The organism is Pilosibacter sp. NGB245 (assembly GCF_057397225.1).
The window spans coordinates 1319784-1335778 of the sequence record NZ_CM171584.1 but is presented as its reverse complement, the minus strand read 5'-3'; the positions used below and the strand labels follow the sequence as shown (position 1 = coordinate 1335778).

Below are 15995 nucleotides of genomic sequence, written 5' to 3'. Positions count from 1 at the left end.
TCCTTGCATGAACAAGATCGACAAGCTCGATAAGGAACTGGAAAAAGCCCGGGAGAAGGCAGCCGAGTGGCAGGCCAAAATCCGGGAGCTGGAAAAGCAGAAACAGGAGGAAGAAAACAGCCAGATCGTGCAGGCGGTGCGCTCGCTCAAACTGACCCCCGCCCAGCTTATGGCTTTTTTGAATGACCCCAAAAACAGCCTTACCGCTTCGGGCCATACTGACCCGAAGCCGGAGGCACCCGAAAAGGAGGACACAGCCCATGAAGAAAACTAAATACCGCAGGCTGGCGGCGATGGCTGCCAGCCTTTTGTGTTGCCTGATCTTTACGGTCCCGGCCTACGCCCAGAGCAGCGAGCCGCAGCCGGAGACAGCTCCCGCCCCGGTGGAAACCGAAGCGGAGCCGGAAACCCAGAACCCCTTTACCCCGGACGGGACGGGAACCGTGGTGGACAACGCCACCGACGAGGACGGTAAAGAGTTCTACACCATCACCACCGCAGACGAGAGCGTGTTTTATCTGGTGATCGACAAACAGAAAACCAGCGAGAACGTCTATTTCCTCAATACCGTTACCACAGACGACCTTCTGCCTCTTGCCGAACAGGGTAAGGAACCGCCCCAAGAAGTGACCCCGGAGCCAGAGCCAAAGCCCACCGAACCTGTGGAGGAAGTACCGGAACCCGAGCCGGAGAAAAAGGACAGCCCCCTTCTCTCTCTGCTCCTGATCGGTGCGGTGGTGCTGGCCGGCGGTGGGATTGGTTACTATTTCAAGATTTACAAGCCGAAGCATGAGGCCCCGGATTTGGAGGATGATTACTGCGAATATGAGGACGGGGAGCTGGAGGAGATCGCAGAGGAACCCGAGGACGAAGATACCCCGCCGTGGGAGGAAGATACGGAGGAATGAGAATGAATTTTACAAGCAGCCCTTTTGAACGAATGATGAAGGAAGTACCGCACCCCGGCTGGGACAATGACGATCCTTGTAAGGGATGCCGTTACTACAAGGAGTGCAAAGGAAAGAAAAAACAGTGCCGGAAGAAGTTCCGGGCGCTGATCGTGGAGCCCCGCCCTTCGGGCCATCGTGGCCCGAAGTCATAAATGGACGCCCGGGAGCTGACCCGTGACGAGAAGAAGAAAATCCGCACTCTGGTCACGGGGATGTGCGCCAACTATGACCGGGAAAGCGGCCTGTGCCTTCCTCTTGACTGTGCCTGCTATATGCTGCACAAGTGCTGGACAGGGGCGTACTGCCGTTATTTCCGTGAGGCTGTCCTGCCTCTTAACCCGGAGCTTCAAGCGTCGCTGACAACGGAAGGCATCTCCCCGGAGCTGCGGGCCTGTGCGGTCTGCGGAAAGGCGTTTTTGCCCGAGGGGCGTCAAGCCTACTGTTCCGACGCCTGCAAGGCCGAAGGGAACCGCCGGAAAAGCCGGGAACGCATGAGGAAAATGCGGGAGAAAAGGCCGGGCGGCTGTTACGATTTGCCGCCTCCAAAGGCTTGACATTCCGGGCTTTTTTGAGGGTGTTTCCGGGGTGGGAATATCTTATTACATTCCTCCCCGGTCTGCCCTCTTATTTCGTAACATCCAGCACTTCGGGTCATGTTGGCCCGAGGCACAGAAAGGAGGGATCTCTTGGAGACAGTACAAGGATATGTGATTTTGAAAGCTGCCACCTTTGAAACTGGACACGGCTTTGCGCTTGGGCATAATCCGGGAGCGCCGAGCCCCTTTGTGACCTGGCAGTTTACCGAGGGGGAAAACGGCCATCGGGATTACTACTGGGGCCGCTATGGAAACAGCCAGGCATGGGCGCAGCGGGATTTTGACCGCCGGGTGGACGATTATCAGCAGCTTTACCATGCGGCGGTCAAGCATACCGAGCTGGGACCGGAAGGCGTTTACCGCTATTATTCCACCCAGCGGCCCGTGGACATAGGAACTTACCCGAAGCCGCCGGATAACCAGCCTCTTTCCATTGTCAACTACGACGATGACAGGCGGCGTCCTGTGGCAGACGGCAGGCTGATGGCATGGGGCGAACTGACCTACACAAAGCCGCTGACCGAAAAGCAAATGGAGGATTATGAACTGAAACCAGCACCGGGCAATCCTGACCGGGTGCGCTCATCCATTACCGCCCGGCTCAAAGAAGGAACCAGAGGGCAGGAACCCCCGAAGGAGCCCGGCCAGAAGCGGAGCCATAAAAACCATGAGGAACGATAAAGGAGGATCGCCATGCACGAAAAAGACAACTATCTGAAAACCGCCGAGCTCTCCACGGAGCAGAACTGCAACATGATTGACGGCGTACCCAACAACACGCCCATCCAACCCACGCCCCCGGAGCTGGACGCAAAACCGCTGGATAAGGTAAAGGAACCCAAAAAGCGCCGGAAAGGCCGGGAGCTGGAACGATGATGGAGAACCGCAAGCGGAATGTCCATCTGCACGTCATGGTAACGCCGGACGAGCTGGCAGCCATCCATGAACGGATGGCCGAGGCGGGCATTTCCAACGCCGGGGCCTATGTACGGAAAATGGCTCTGAACGGGTATATCCTGCACATCGACCTTGCGCCCGTAAAAGAATTGATCTCTCTGCAACGGCGCTGTTCCAACAATCTCAATCAGGTCGCCGTACACGCACACACCTATGGCGTGTACCCGGAGGAAATCGACGGATTGAAGCGGGACTATGAAAAGCTGTGGGGCGAGGTGTCAAAAGTGCTGCGGGAGCTTTCCGAGCTGGTGGCAAAGTAAGACGAGGGCGGCAGGCTTCCGTTGTGGGGCTTGCCGCCCTGCTCTTTTTTTACCACTTCGGGCCAGCATGACCCGAAGCCCGTCATAAAAAATTCAGATTTTCAAGATTGTAGAACCAGCTCTATAATGATATAATAATTCAAGAAGGGAGGCTGATACCATGCTGAAAATGGTTATTCGCATGAATGATGATAAAATCACAGCCGAAAATAAGTACCGGCTGGATGGCATTTACAACACAATCAATCATACATTCCAAACCGTGGGCCTTCCCCGTATGGAGGATGGTTCCGGCGCTTTGGTATTCCGTGACTGCGGCAGAGCGAGGGATTTTAGTCTGTTCGGCCGGATCGTCAATACCTTGAAGCGGCAGACATGGTTCATGGATAATGTTTCTGTGTGGCGTCTTTGTGACAGTGACGATTCTGACAGTCCAGATGATTTCAATGAAGAAGATCTGTTGACCCACTATCAGGAAAAAACAGCAATGAGGGCTTGAGTTTTGGAGAGAAAATATTTCAAAGCCTTAAATTTTGATCTGGACACCCATCAATTAAAAGAGCATTACCCCGGAGCCAATTACCGGCAGGCGTATGACGACTTGCGCCGGTTCTTCAAACGGCATCGTTTTTCTCACCGTCAAGGCTCCGGCTACATATCGGATGATAAGCTGGCAACTGCTGATATATACGACTTGATGGATGAATTAAGCAGACAGTTTCCGTGGATTGGAATATGCGTGAATAAAATTGATGTGACCAACGTGGGACGGCAGCACGATTTGACAGAGCTCTTGAAACCAGCAGAGGATATTGTTATCGACACTTCGCTGCTGACAGTTCCCGATTGCCCGCAGCAGGAAACAGAATAGCAGAAATTTGGCAGGACATGAATGTGTCCTGCTTTTTCTGTTTTCGGGCCATCATGGCCCGAAGGTTTGGGACAGGATTCACTAATCTTTCGCAACATTTATGTCCCCGGGCAGGCATGATAAAATAGAGGTAGGAAGGATAGATAAAGGAGGTTTTGGAGATGAAGATACTGCTGAAAATATTGGTTGCTCCCTTTGCTTTAGCGTTGTCCCTTCTGGCGGCTCTGCTGGTATTCCTGTTTGATATTTGTGCCGTCCTGCTGACGATTGCCTCTGTGATTCTGGTGGTGCTGGGTGTCGCTCTCTTTTTCACGCCGACGCCCATAGGCGGGATTGTATTTCTGTTTCTTGCCTTCCTTCTTTCGCCGTATGGACTGCAAGCGGCGGCGGGCTCCCTTCTTTGGGTGCTGGACGGAGGCAAATCCGCTCTGTACCGGTTTCTGGCAAGTTAAGCAGCCTCGGGCCATACTGGCCCGAAGTCGGGGCGGTCTGAATGGGCCGCCCCTTTCTCATGGAAAGGAGGAATGATTTTTGGCTACCACAACTTTGTTACAGCGCCATGCGGGCGAAGGCGAAACGATTGCTGAGGCTATCCGGGATTGTCTGGACTATGGCAAGGACCCGGAGAAAACAGAAAGCGGAAAGTATATCTCCGCTTATGAATGTGATCCAGCCACCGTGGCGGACGAGTTCCTTTTGGCAAAGGCCAGCTATGCCGCTATGACGGGCCGGGAACAGAAGAAAGAAAATAATGTGCTGTGCTATCAGATACGACAATCCTTCTATCCGGGCGAGATCACCCCGAAGGAGGCGAACCGTATCGGCTATGAGCTGGCTATGCGCTGGACAAAGGGGCGGCACGCTTTTATCGTTACCACGCACACCGATAAGCAGCACATCCATTGTCACATTTATTACAACTCCACCACCCTTGACTGCACCCGGAAATTCCGAAATTTTTGGGGCTCCAGCTTCGCCCTTCGGCGGCTCTCTGACAGGCTGTGCCTTGAAAACGGGCTGTCCATCGTGGAGAACCCGAAGCCCCGGAGCAAGAGCAAGTATCGGAACTATGGGGAGTGGCAGAAAGACCGGAAAGGGCCGCTTTCCTATCAGGACCGACTGCGCCTTGCTATTGATACTGCGCTGGCGGAACGCCCCGCTGATCTGGACGAATTTCTCAATTTGATGAAGCGGGCCGGGTATGAGGTCAAGACGGTTCGAGGCGGCGGTATCAGCTTCCGGCTGACCGGGCAGGGACAGGAACGCTTCACCCGTCTGCGTGCCTCCACGCTGGGGGACGGCTACGACTTGCAAGATGTTCTGTCCGCCATTGAGGGCAAAGAAAAACGCCCCGGGCGCTCGGAGCGGAAAATCAGTCTGGCGGTGGATATTCAAGCAAAGCTGGCTGCCGGTAAGGGGCCGGGATATGAACGCTGGGCGAAGGTATTTAACATTAAGCAGATGGCCGCCGCTCTTGCCTATATACAGGACAATAACCTGACCGATTATGAGCAGTTGGCGCAGAAAGCCACCGCGGCGGCAGACCGTTTCCATGTTATTTCCGAACAGGTCAAGCAGACGGAACAGGCCATGAAAACCAATGCCGGGCTAAAGGCCGCAACGGTTCAGTATGCCAAAACCCGCCCAGTCTTTGAGCAGTATAAGGCGACGAAGTACAGTCGGAAATTCCTTGCGGAGCATGAGGCCGACCTTGAACTGTACCGGGCTGCACAAGCGGAAATGCGCTCTCTGCTGGGCGGGGCGAAGCTCCCTAAAATGGATGTGCTGAAGGAGGAAGGCCGCAAGCTCACAGCAAAGAAAAAACAGCTCTATGGAGAATACCAGAAGGCACGACGGGATATGCAGGAGATCGTCACGATCAAGGCGAACATTGACACTCTGATGGGCTACACCGAGCCGGGAAGAAAGCAGGAAAAGGAGCGTTAAGGTTATGAAAATAAGGAGCAAAGCGACGCTGACACTTCGGGCCATGTTGGCCCGAAGATACGGGTTTGGGGCGAGCCCCAACAAGCCGCCTTTCTGCCACTTGTGGCCACAGAGGCATTGCTTGCCATTTAGCTATTTAGCAATATACTGCAAAAAAGATTATTGAGTTTATACAACATCTATTGTTTTACGCAATACCTCCTTAAAATATCTATATTAAGAAAATTCGCCACAAATTTTCGGTGATTTATCAATCGCTTTTCGAGTTTTTATATGTTTATGCAAAAAGAATGATATTTTTTTTATATCAACAAGTTCTCTTTCTTTTTATCGTTTTAACTCAAACATCAAAACACAAAACTTGAATACCCGGTTTTTATATCAGAAAAATATACGATATATGTTGATAATTAACAATTTATTAAGTTTTATTTACCATTTTTAGATTATATTGCATATATAGGGATTCTGTGGTATACTACAGTTAGTTATAAAAAGCTCATAACCGATTAGTAAAGGGAGGGATACCATTGGGGCTATAGAGGAGGAGAATTTGAGAGAATAGTGCCTTACATAATGGTGGGCGCTAAAAAATCTGAGTTTGTTACTATGGTAAAGTCTCAAGAAGGTCATTTATGAAGAAAGGTTTGAAAAAGGCATTGGGTCTGTTGGTAGCGCTGAGTCTCATGGTAGTTGGTAGCGCATTTAGTGCTCTTGCTGCTGATTCTCCAGAACAGAGACAAACATTCAGTGTCGATCTGAATAATTTTGACGAAAGCCAGCCCTATTCGGAAACATTACATTTCGAGAAGGACGGTCAGCCGGTAACAGTGACACTTAGCTATACGCCTCCTTTAACTCGTGATCCTGCTACTGAAGGAACGTGGAAATCGGATGCATTTTGGGGTGTCGCAGGTATGGATTACAGATTTGACTTATCAAAGAGTGGTAGCCAGTGGAAAATTTCTAATGCACGTGATTTAAATACCTACTGTGTTGGCGGAACGGTTGAAGATGAAAGTTTAGCCATTGGCCGTGCAACATCTACCTCAAGCAAAGCGGCCGAAGTGACTGGCTCTATGAGAGCAAATGTAGTCGGCGGAGTAGGAACACTTTCTTTCGCTTTAAGAACGGAAGTTTTTAATGGAGAAGTTTCTACCGTATTAAATTAAGAATAATATAAGTAGAGTCCTATTCAAAAAGGTGTTGATGTAAATATGTCGGCAATGTCTATATTTTTTCTAGTTGTATGCTCCGTCCTTGGACTTGGTGTTTTATACTGTATAGCTCGAATTATAGGATGGCTATTCAATCAGATAAAAAATAATGCTGATTAAGTGAAAGCAATTATACAATTTAAAAGGGTTGTTGCAAAGAGAAAAGTAATGTTCTGTATATGGTAGATTTAATAATTGACATATACTATATATAGTAAATTGAGTCTGTTTTGTAACAACCTTTTTAAAAGAAAATTTTTAGTAACAATTAGATAGAGTAGAGGTACGTTAACCATTAACATATCCTCTACTCTATTTTTTTATTTTTGCCTCCTATCTACGACAAATTTTGCAAAAAATACATTATATGATAATAAAAGAACTACGAGATTTTTACGCGGAGGTTGCTAATAACATGAGTTAGATTATTGAGAAAAAATAGATGAAGCAACGCCCCTTTTGCTTTACCTCCTCCTAGATGGGAGGAGTTTTATTCCAATTTAAACTTTTTTAAGGCTCAAACAAGCTGTTATTTGTTTGAGCTTTTTTTATGTTCGACACCTTATTTCAGGATTTGCTATCGAAACAGAGCCAGTCTTGAGATAAGCTGTCGAGGCTTTTTTAGAACGAGTAGCCATCTTTACTATTTTATAGATTTTTCACTGTTATTTTTTGAAAATTTCAGAAATTTCAGCCTACATATACGCTCCCCGCCGCTTCTGTTTTGTTGTCCATCCATCACAAAACAAAGCGGAGGTTCAATATGGCTATTATAAATTTACGGGACTATTACCCTTTTTATACGTCAGACTACTTTATGGAAGTACCAGAAGATGTTGTTGAAATGTTCAAGGAGTTTGACCGGAAGGAAGCCGCTTACCGTCTGCGTACATACCGGCACAAAGCCTATTACTCCCTGGATCGGAATGATGGAATTGAGCATGAGGCGCTTTTCGTTGCGTTCTCTCCCTATGAACTGTATGAGCGTAAAGTGACGATACAAGAACTCTATACCGCCATCTCACGACTGCCCGACAAACAGGCAAAGCGCATTTACGCTCATTTCATTCTCGGCTTGACGAAACAAGACATTGCCCGGGCCGAGGGTGTGGATGAAAAGGTCGTGCGGCTCGCCATTGAGCGCGGCCTTCGGAACTTGGAAAAAATTTTAAAAAAATTTTTATAAGGTGTACCGATTTCGCCTCAAAAATGAAATGGCTTATGAGAGGCAGTCAAAGCCTCGGGCCACATTGGCCCGAAGCGGGACACGCCTCACGCAGATTGAAAACTGAATAAAAGATAGACGGATACGAAGGGTGCTTGTGTCCAGTGACAGGCCCGCCATGACCTCTATTTTTACACTAGAGAGAGCGACCAGGCCCATGCCGTAGGCAGACTGTGGCAGGTCTGCCGGACAAAACACAAAACCCGGATACTTGCGATTAGTCACAATCCGAGCGTGCAGCGGTGTTGCGAACCGTGAGCCGTCGCAGGTAATGAGATCGCCTTGCCATCAGAATGGGGAGAGCTGAAATGCTATGGGACAAAAAGCCAACTGTCCGTCCGGTCTATCTGAAAAAACTTTCTAACCTGTGGGGCCCTTCCTCTATTACTGTCTGATGATAGGGCAACCGTTCTGGCTGGGCCCCATATTTTTCTATGAACAGGAGAATTTTATGAAGGAAAATATATCTAGTCCAGAATTAACGCTGAATATATGGAGTAATGACGCCTGCCGGGGCTATGTGATTATGGCCATGCAGGACTGTGGATTCACCCATAAAGATATTAGCCGTGTAGTAAATCAGCTTTATGGAGTGTTTGACTTATACACACTCAACGAGGCTGAACAGAAATATTATAACGGCGATTATTAGCTTCGGGCCAACGTGGCCCGAGGCTGGGGAAAGCTCAAAGGGCAGTTCCTTCCAGGGAGCCGCTTTTTTAGGTTTCCCCAGCAGACAAGAGGGAAGCTGGCCGCTGTTCATCCGTACTGAAAAGTGGAGGTTTTCGATGGTTCAATCTGTTACATACCAAAGCGAAAAACAATCCGTATATTTTCAAGGGAAACTTATCGTATTGGAAAATCTAATTCCGGTACTATCCCCGGATGAAAAGAACAAGCGAAAAAGAGAAATCGAAAATCACTTATATGATGTGTTCAGTAAATACACGGACAGATTTTACTAATCAACCGCAACATTGTTGTCCGGGGCTGCCTATGGTATAATATAATTGTAAGGTTGGTAGCTCCATTCCATACGGAAGGAGCCCAATATGGACATTATCAGAGAAGATTGTATATACGCGAGACAGTCGGTAGACCGTAAGGACAGTATCAGCATTGAAAGCCAGATTGATTTTTGTAAGTATGAGCTGAAAGGCGGAAGCTGTAAAGTATTCAAGGATAAAGGCTATTCCGGGAAGAATACGGACAGGCCGGAGTTTCAAAAGCTGTTAGGAGAAATCCGAAAGGGCCGGGTGCGGCGGGTAATCGTTTATAAGCTGGACAGAATCAGCCGTTCCATTCTGGACTTTGCAAACATGATGGAGCTGTTCCAGGAATATGACGTGGAGTTTGTTTCGTCCACAGAAAAGTTCGACACCTCAACCCCAATGGGGCGGGCCATGCTGAATATTTGTATCGTATTCGCACAGCTTGAACGTGAGACAATCCAGAAACGCGTCACGGACGCTTACTACTCCCGGTGCCTGAAAGGTTTTCACATGAGCGGACAGGCCCCCTATGGTTATCAGTTGGAGCCGACAGTGGTTGAAGGTATCCGCACAAAAAAGATGGTGGCAGACCCCGAAACTTCCCAATATGTAAAGCTCATGTTTGAAATGTATTCCGAGCCGGAAACGTCTTTTGGTGACATTACACGGTACTTTGAGGAACAGAACATCAAAGTTTACGGTAAATCGCTATTCCGTACCTTTATTTCACAGCTTTTAAGAAATCCTGTTTACGCACAAGCAGATTTAGAACTCTACGAATTTTTTAAAAGCCAGGGGGCGGCTATTGTCAATGACGCTTCCGATTTTGCCGGAACCAATGGCTGTTATCTCTATCAGGGCCGGGACGTGAAGGAGGATAAAGACAGGAGCCTGAAAGACCAGATACTTGTAATCGCTCCACATGAAGCGCTCATACCGTCTGATGTATGGCTGAAATGCAGGAAGAAGCTAATGACAAATAAGAGTTTTCAACAAGGACGTAAGCCGAAAAATACATGGCTTGCCGGAAAAGTTAAATGCGGGTGTTGCGGATATGCCTTAAAGGCAACACACGTTCCGAACAGCGAAGGCTATTTTCGCTGTAGTAAACGGACTGAAAATAAAGGCTGCCCGGGCTGTGGTAAAATCCGTAAATCTGAATTTGAGGAATTTATTTTCAGTGCTATGCGGGCGAGATTTAAAAATTTTCAAGTCCGCCATAGCCGGGAGGAAAAAGTCAATCCCAAACTGACCGCCCATCAAATTGAACTGGCGCAAGTTGAAGCCGAGATTGAAAAACTACTTGATACGCTAACCGGAGCCAACGCAACACTTCTTGCCTATGCTAACAAAAAAATTGAAGAACTGGACACTCGCCGCCAGACCATTTCAAAGGAGATTGCGGAAATGTCCATTGAAACAATGTCACCCCAAAAGGAGCAGGAACTCTCTTATTACCTCGACCATTGGGACAGCATTGAATTTGACGACAAAAGGAAAGCCGTTGACGGCCTGATTATTTCAATCAGCGCAACTAGCGACCACGTTCAAGTAGAGTGGAAAATCTAAGCTCTAACTTCTGGATTATCCCACTCTACTTACTTTCAAATCTATCTTTTCTTTTTAATCTTGTTTGTACCCCTTGTACACCGTTGCTTTACACTCTTCATATCCGAAATGTTCGATCCATACCTTGGAGGTTAAAAATATTTCTTTTCTGTCAATTCCTGACTTTTCAATAGCCTTTCCAACCTCCTCTTCATTAAAATAACTCTGGGCAGTATCAATGCTGCGATATCCCACTTCCAATGCATCCCGCACGCATCGTTCACACTCATCTTTCGTAACCTGATATATTCCATTTGTTCTCCCCCTGCCTGTTGATTCATTTTTTTTCATCATGCTATAATCCTACCAGCCGGTAGCTGCTACCGGTCAAGGACTTTTTGAGATCCAAGCTGTTAAATTCAGCATTTTGAATTTAATTTTATGTTTTTAGGAGAATGTTATGTATTCCATGAAAGAGGCCTGCAAATTAACCGATATGACCTACGAAAATTTGAAATTTTATTGCAACGAAGGACTTGTTTCCAATGTAAAAAGGGATAAAAGAAATTATCGGGTGTTTGATGATCACGATATTAAATGGATCCAGAGTTTAAACTGCCTGAAAAATTGCGGTATGAGCATTGCTGAAATGAAAGAGTATCTCGCACTTTGCCTTGAAGGAGAAAAATCTATTCCAACGCGAAAAATTATTCTGCAAAATAAAAGAGAAGCTCTGCTTCAGTCTATCGAAAAATTGCAGCAGGCTGTCGCATTTATTGACTGGAAGCAGAGCTTCTATGATAAAGTCTTGTCTGGGGAAATGATGTATTATAGTAATTTACTGCCTGAATTAAGAGAATAACCCCTCGCTTTCAGCTCAGTCAATTCCCAGCGCCGATGAGTCTCCGGGCACAGGCGCGCCTGGATCCCGGGAGCTGGCTTCCTCTTGGCTCGCAGGAAAATGCGTTGGAAGACAGGGAACACTTGTCTGAGCGTCAGCGAGTTGTGTTCCCTGTTCTCCGTCCTTAGCATTTTTCTGCAAGCTTAGAGGAACCCTTCCGGAATCCCACTAAGCGTCTGCGCCCGGAGACTCATTGGCGCGTACCTCTTGCAAAAAATGTATAAAGAAAGCAAACTCGTTTCCTTAATATTGAAATCCCCCAAAAACAAAATCATTCAGAACCAGATCAAAATGCAGCGATATGTCCGGCTCCGATCACACGAAAAGACCGGATGAAATCATCTCTATTCATCCTCCAACATACATCCTTCCGGCGCATACATCCCAAACAGCCAGTCCTCCAGCGCATTCAGGTTATCATCGGAGTGCTCGATCTCCCTCGCGTACCGCCAGGAGAGTTCCTCCACATCCTGCATGGACAGTTTTTTTCCATTTTCCATCCAACGGACGATCAAAAATTCCTGAATCCACCGGACAGAGAACAGCGCCAGCTCCAGTTTGGAACAGACCATATCGTCATAGACGGCTCCGCAGAAATATGTATACACAAAGAACATCAAAAGCTGCTCGCCCAGATTTTCCCACTCTTCCTTATGGCTGCTCAGCGCCCCATACATCCGGTGAAATTCCTCACAGATCTTAAAATATTCCTCTTTGCTTCCCTGATACAGCCACTTTTCCGCCCCGTCAAGCACCTGATCCCACTCCGGGCGCAGACGTTCCAGGCCATAAAGCACCTGAAGTTCTTCCTTCTGCCACTCCCACTGATGAAAAGATGCCGCATCCACGCCCTTTTCTGAGAGACTTTCCGATATAAACTCCCGCAAGGTTCCCTCCCTGTGATGGCGTTCGCATTCCTGAAGCAGATCATCGATCTCAAACTCTCTTCCTTCCTCCATACAGATCTGGTATCTCTCCGCCAGCTGCTCGCACGCTGCCATACGCAGTGTCAGCGGCAGATTTCGATCCTGTAAAACAGAGAAAAGAACATCTCTGGTGTCTTCCAGCCTCGAAAACATCATAAAATCAAACTCGTCAAAATCATCCTCCTCGTCCGTCTCCTCCTCAAGAAACCGGACCGGCTCCCTGCAGGAAAGAATGATCTTCGCCGCCTCCGGGCAGGAAAGGGATAAGGATAATTCCCTGAGTCCCTCAAATTCCTCCGTGTGTCTCGGATAAAGGCGGCAGGTATCGCAGAGCGCGTCCGGTCCCAGCGCCTTATAGAGATCACACAGATTCTCATCATTCAAAAACGCGCACCGCCTGTCATTCTGACAGAAGCACTCCTCTTCCCAGTTGATCGAATTATGCAGACGTTTTCTAAACTCCCCCTGCACGCTTTTATACTTCTCAAGAGAATCCTCATCGATCATGATCTGCCATCCCGCGCAGCAGGTATCCGGGCAATCTCCGGCTGTACAGACAAATTTATCGTAAAAATGTGGTTTTAAATATCGCATCGTTTATTTTCCTTTCTGAATCACATAACTCTCCAACTGCAGCTTTTCTTCCGTCGCATATCTGCGTCTGCCGTTAATGATATTCCCTGTAATAATCATCCGGATCTCCGTATTTTAAAACAGCTTCCTGCTGTTCTTCATCACTCAGACTCCTCATAAACAGCCAGTTTTCCTCATACATATAATGCGGATACCGAAATCTCGTTCTCACAAATGTATTCGTTACATACAGGGCAATGTGTTCATCATACTGTTCCACTTTCTGCTCAAATCCAAGACTGTAAAGAAACCAGTTCCATGCAAAAAACAGGAACAGAAAAACCGCCGCCACGATCACCGGTATCCTGATAATCCTTCTCATCCAGCCGTCGAATTTCTTTCTGCTCCACGCCAGCAAAAAAAATGTCCCCGCTGTCAGCACGATCTGCCAGAACACGCAGAGCCCAAGTGCAATGGCGATCGCCCTGTCAGGGATATAATACCAGCCATCACGCAACCATTTTTCACCTGAAAAAAAGAGAATTGTGACCACACCGAACACACCTGCTGCAGCCAGCAGTATATAGAGCCATTTTTTCTGTATCTTCATGTCGCACCTCAACGAAATCTAAATTCTTCAGCTACCATAATATCATAAAAAACAGGTGTAATGCAAAAAATTCGTTTTTCTGCACTACACCCATCCATCATTAACACCAATCAATTATAAGTTTCCGGAAGCAATCGCTTTACAACGTTTTTTACAGAAGGCAATTCCATAAAGTGTGATATCTTTTCGACCATCATTTAAAAGATATTCCTGATAACGCCGGTCATTGATCTGATCCAACGCCGCCTTGCAGGCCTGCTCCATCTCATCGTAATTCTTCGTATATTTCAGTTCCACAATAATGCCTGCATTCGGATCTTCCGTTTCTACGATAATATCCGCAAATCCCTCTCCTGCCTCGACATTAGATTTTACAAGCCAGTCTGCATTTCCCGTCAAAATACCAACAAGAAGGTTATGATACGAGATTTCTTTTTTCCCTTCTCCCGTTTTTATATCAAAAACACTGATGGAATTGCTCATGATCCGATTAAGGTACATCTCAACTCCGTCCGTATTTCCCTCTTCAAAAGCTTTCCAGAAAGCAGTTAACTGCTCCGTATTGCTGAAGATCGACTTTTTAAACCACTCCTGGATCTGCAATTTAAACACTTCACAAATCTCCCGGTTTGGAATCACGAGCCTGTACGCGCCATCCTCTGTCATTCCCGTCTGTGTGAGATATCCAGTGGTAAATAGAACACTCCAGAGATTTTCGATGCTGTTATCGATCTCATCATATGTGAGATCAAGACGGAGCGTCTTCTCAATTGCATTCCCGGCAATCAACTGTTCGATCTCATTCCGGGTCGTTCTGTTTGCCTTATCCACAAAGCGCTTTACAAGGTCATTCCCGCTGGTATTGATCCAGTATGCTTCTGGTCTTGCATTCGGATCGTCCTTGATTCGGTCGATATGATTAATGACATCCCACGGACAGTACACGTCAACATTGCCAAAACGATAACCGTCGTACCATTCCTTCGTTTCCGAAAATCTCGCTTCCAAGTGATAATCCGCGAGAAGTTTCTGTACTTCTTTATCTGTAAAACCAAACTGTTCATCAAACCGCGAATCCGTAATCGACAGGATCTTAAAATTATTTAATCCCGTAAAAATACTCTCTTTAGAAACCCTGAGACATCCAGTCAATACTGCAAATGCTAAAGCCTCATTTGTTTTCAGTGCCCTTCCGAACAGCGCCCGGATCAAAGCGACCATCTCCCGATAATAACCATGCTGAAAGGCCTTATCAAGCGGTACATCATATTCATCGATCAGAATAACCGTCTTCTGATTAAAATACTTATACAGAAGTTCTGAAAGCGTCTGCAGAGAGCCGTACAGTACATCATCACTCATCTGATAATGTCCATCTGCAAATGCTGTCAACACTCTGTACTTTTCCCTGTCACGATCCGATAAATTTGTGTCCTTTGCCAAAAAAGGAAACCTCTCTGCCTCCCTCGCAATGAGTTCGACCATCTGATATTTCGCTGTATCAAAATTCAATCCCTCTGCATTTTTTAATGAAAGAAAGATCACCGGGTACTTTCCCATATGTTCAGAACAGATCTTTTCATTGGCACAAATATGGAGTCCGTCAAAAAGCGACCGGTCCGTCCCGATTTCAAAGAAATATTTCAGCATGCTCATATTGAGTGTTTTTCCAAAACGGCGCGGACGGGTAAATAAATTAACTTCCCCCCAATTCGAAAAGAGCTGCTCGATCAAGCTCGTCTTATCGACATAGTAAAATCCATTTTGACGGATCTTTTCAAAATTATCGATGCCAACCGGCAGTTTTAAAAATTCATCCATGATATCAGCTCCTTCCGTTGCTTTGCAGCTAATTACAACTTTATTTTCCACTACAGCGCCGTCCCTCTCTTCGGCACAAACATCCCGGACATGTCTGTCTGTTCCAGTTTCAAAAGCCCGATCTTCTTCTCAATTCCGCCCGCATACCCGGTGAGACTACCGTTCGTTCCGACCACCCGGTGGCATGGAATCAGGATCGAGATCGGATTGTGGCCGACTGCGCCTCCGACGGCCTGAGCGGACATGTGCTTTTTTCCTGTCATCTCAGCAATTTTTCTGCCGATTTCTCCGTAAGTCATCGTCTTCCCGTATGGGATCGTAAGCAGGAGCTTCCAGACCTCTTTCCGGAATTCTGATCCGTCCGGCGCCAGCGGCGGAAGAAACTTCGGATCTTTTCCTGCGAAATAAAGATCCAGCCACTCTCTCGTCCTCTTCAAGACAGGAGTTTCCTTCTCCTCTGTCCCGTTCTCTTTTAACCCGGAAGCAAAATACTTCTGCCCCTCAAACCAGACTCCCTTTAATCCATCTTTATCCGCCGCCAGATAAAGGATTCCAAGCGGTGAATCATAATGCGATACAAAGATCATATTCTGTTTCTCCT

21 protein-coding genes are annotated in these 15995 nt (G+C 47.2%); 16 read left to right on the top strand and 5 right to left on the bottom strand.

Translation table 11 applies throughout. The features are described from left to right. Positions 1–7 precede the first annotated feature (7 nt). The 15 genes from ACXMYH_RS06045 (at position 8) to ACXMYH_RS05975 (ending at position 10584) form a co-directional block, all read left to right on the top strand. Positions 8–274, top strand: coding sequence for a DUF4315 family protein (locus ACXMYH_RS06045; protein WP_005927622.1), 267 nt, complete (start codon positions 8–10; stop codon positions 272–274). Continuing rightward, a complete protein-coding gene (locus ACXMYH_RS06040; protein ID WP_107001175.1) occupies positions 261–908 on the top strand; it encodes a DUF4366 domain-containing protein in 648 nt (215 codons plus the stop codon). Before ACXMYH_RS06045 ends, ACXMYH_RS06040 begins: the two co-directional genes overlap by 14 nt. A gap of 2 nt (positions 909–910) precedes the next feature. Then, positions 911–1102, top strand: a complete 192-nt coding sequence (locus ACXMYH_RS06035; protein WP_003500082.1) for a hypothetical protein — start codon at positions 911–913, stop codon at positions 1100–1102. Continuing rightward, positions 1103–1504, top strand: coding sequence for a cysteine-rich VLP protein (locus ACXMYH_RS06030; protein ID WP_050005650.1), 402 nt, complete (start codon positions 1103–1105; stop codon positions 1502–1504). It abuts the gene before it with no gap. Between the two features lie 132 nt (positions 1505–1636). Further along, positions 1637–2227: a defense against restriction DarA-related protein gene (locus ACXMYH_RS06025; RefSeq protein ID WP_227589686.1), complete on the top strand. Its 591-nt coding sequence runs from the start codon at positions 1637–1639 to the stop codon at positions 2225–2227. 12 nt (positions 2228–2239) lie between these two features. Beyond that, positions 2240–2422 (top strand): DUF4316 domain-containing protein, encoded by a 183-nt coding sequence (locus ACXMYH_RS06020; protein WP_107001173.1) that lies wholly within the window; start codon positions 2240–2242, stop codon positions 2420–2422. Beyond that, positions 2422–2763 carry a plasmid mobilization protein gene (locus ACXMYH_RS06015; RefSeq protein WP_015553878.1) on the top strand — a complete coding sequence of 114 codons (342 nt, stop codon included), beginning with the start codon at positions 2422–2424 and terminating at the stop codon, positions 2761–2763. The genes ACXMYH_RS06020 and ACXMYH_RS06015 overlap by 1 nt, the downstream gene beginning before the upstream one ends. A gap of 160 nt (positions 2764–2923) precedes the next feature. After that, positions 2924–3262, top strand: coding sequence for a hypothetical protein (locus ACXMYH_RS06010; RefSeq protein WP_016306492.1), 339 nt, complete (start codon positions 2924–2926; stop codon positions 3260–3262). A 3-nt stretch (positions 3263–3265) separates the two neighbouring features. Then, positions 3266–3634 carry a VapD family protein gene (vapD, locus tag ACXMYH_RS06005; RefSeq protein ID WP_016306491.1) on the top strand — a complete coding sequence of 123 codons (369 nt, stop codon included), beginning with the start codon at positions 3266–3268 and terminating at the stop codon, positions 3632–3634. A 161-nt stretch (positions 3635–3795) separates the two neighbouring features. Beyond that, complete coding sequence (locus tag ACXMYH_RS06000) at positions 3796–4086, top strand: CD1845 family protein (RefSeq protein WP_486555712.1); 291 nt, start codon at positions 3796–3798, stop codon at positions 4084–4086. A gap of 79 nt (positions 4087–4165) precedes the next feature. Then, positions 4166–5581, top strand: a complete 1416-nt coding sequence (locus tag ACXMYH_RS05995) for a relaxase/mobilization nuclease domain-containing protein (RefSeq protein ID WP_486555711.1) — start codon at positions 4166–4168, stop codon at positions 5579–5581. Positions 5582–6216: 635 nt separating this feature from the next. Then, positions 6217–6753: a hypothetical protein gene (locus ACXMYH_RS05990; protein ID WP_107001171.1), complete on the top strand. Its 537-nt coding sequence runs from the start codon at positions 6217–6219 to the stop codon at positions 6751–6753. Between the two features lie 808 nt (positions 6754–7561). Beyond that, a complete protein-coding gene (locus tag ACXMYH_RS05985; protein ID WP_107001170.1) occupies positions 7562–7984 on the top strand; it encodes an RNA polymerase sigma factor in 423 nt (140 codons plus the stop codon). A gap of 490 nt (positions 7985–8474) precedes the next feature. Beyond that, on the top strand, positions 8475–8675 hold the full coding sequence (locus ACXMYH_RS05980) for a hypothetical protein (RefSeq protein WP_107001169.1): 201 nt from the start codon (positions 8475–8477) through the stop codon (positions 8673–8675). Between the two features lie 400 nt (positions 8676–9075). Further along, a complete protein-coding gene (locus tag ACXMYH_RS05975) occupies positions 9076–10584 on the top strand; it encodes a recombinase family protein (protein ID WP_107001168.1) in 1509 nt (502 codons plus the stop codon). A gap of 54 nt (positions 10585–10638) precedes the next feature. On the opposite strand, the gene ACXMYH_RS05970 is transcribed toward ACXMYH_RS05975, so the two are convergent. Then, on the bottom strand, positions 10639–10917 hold the full coding sequence (locus ACXMYH_RS05970; RefSeq protein WP_486555710.1) for an aldo/keto reductase: 279 nt from the start codon (positions 10915–10917) through the stop codon (positions 10639–10641). Positions 10918–11023: 106 nt separating this feature from the next. Between ACXMYH_RS05970 and ACXMYH_RS05965 the strand changes: the two genes are divergently transcribed. Next, positions 11024–11425 (top strand): MerR family transcriptional regulator, encoded by a 402-nt coding sequence (locus ACXMYH_RS05965; RefSeq protein WP_118600013.1) that lies wholly within the window; start codon positions 11024–11026, stop codon positions 11423–11425. Between the two features lie 383 nt (positions 11426–11808). Here ACXMYH_RS05965 and fliB read toward each other — a convergent pair whose 3' ends face one another. The 4 genes from fliB to ACXMYH_RS05945 all read right to left on the bottom strand — a co-directional run bounded on the left by fliB (position 11809) and on the right by ACXMYH_RS05945 (position 15981). After that, positions 11809–12984, bottom strand: coding sequence for a flagellin lysine-N-methylase (gene fliB, locus ACXMYH_RS05960; protein ID WP_486555709.1), 1176 nt, complete (start codon positions 12982–12984; stop codon positions 11809–11811). 73 nt (positions 12985–13057) lie between these two features. Then, positions 13058–13573 (bottom strand): hypothetical protein, encoded by a 516-nt coding sequence (locus tag ACXMYH_RS05955; RefSeq protein WP_486555708.1) that lies wholly within the window; start codon positions 13571–13573, stop codon positions 13058–13060. A gap of 114 nt (positions 13574–13687) precedes the next feature. Continuing rightward, positions 13688–15394 carry an AAA family ATPase gene (locus ACXMYH_RS05950; RefSeq protein WP_486555707.1) on the bottom strand — a complete coding sequence of 569 codons (1707 nt, stop codon included), beginning with the start codon at positions 15392–15394 and terminating at the stop codon, positions 13688–13690. A gap of 50 nt (positions 15395–15444) precedes the next feature. After that, positions 15445–15981, bottom strand: a complete 537-nt coding sequence (locus ACXMYH_RS05945) for a methylated-DNA--[protein]-cysteine S-methyltransferase (protein WP_486555706.1) — start codon at positions 15979–15981, stop codon at positions 15445–15447. Between the last annotated feature and the right edge of the window lie 14 nt (positions 15982–15995).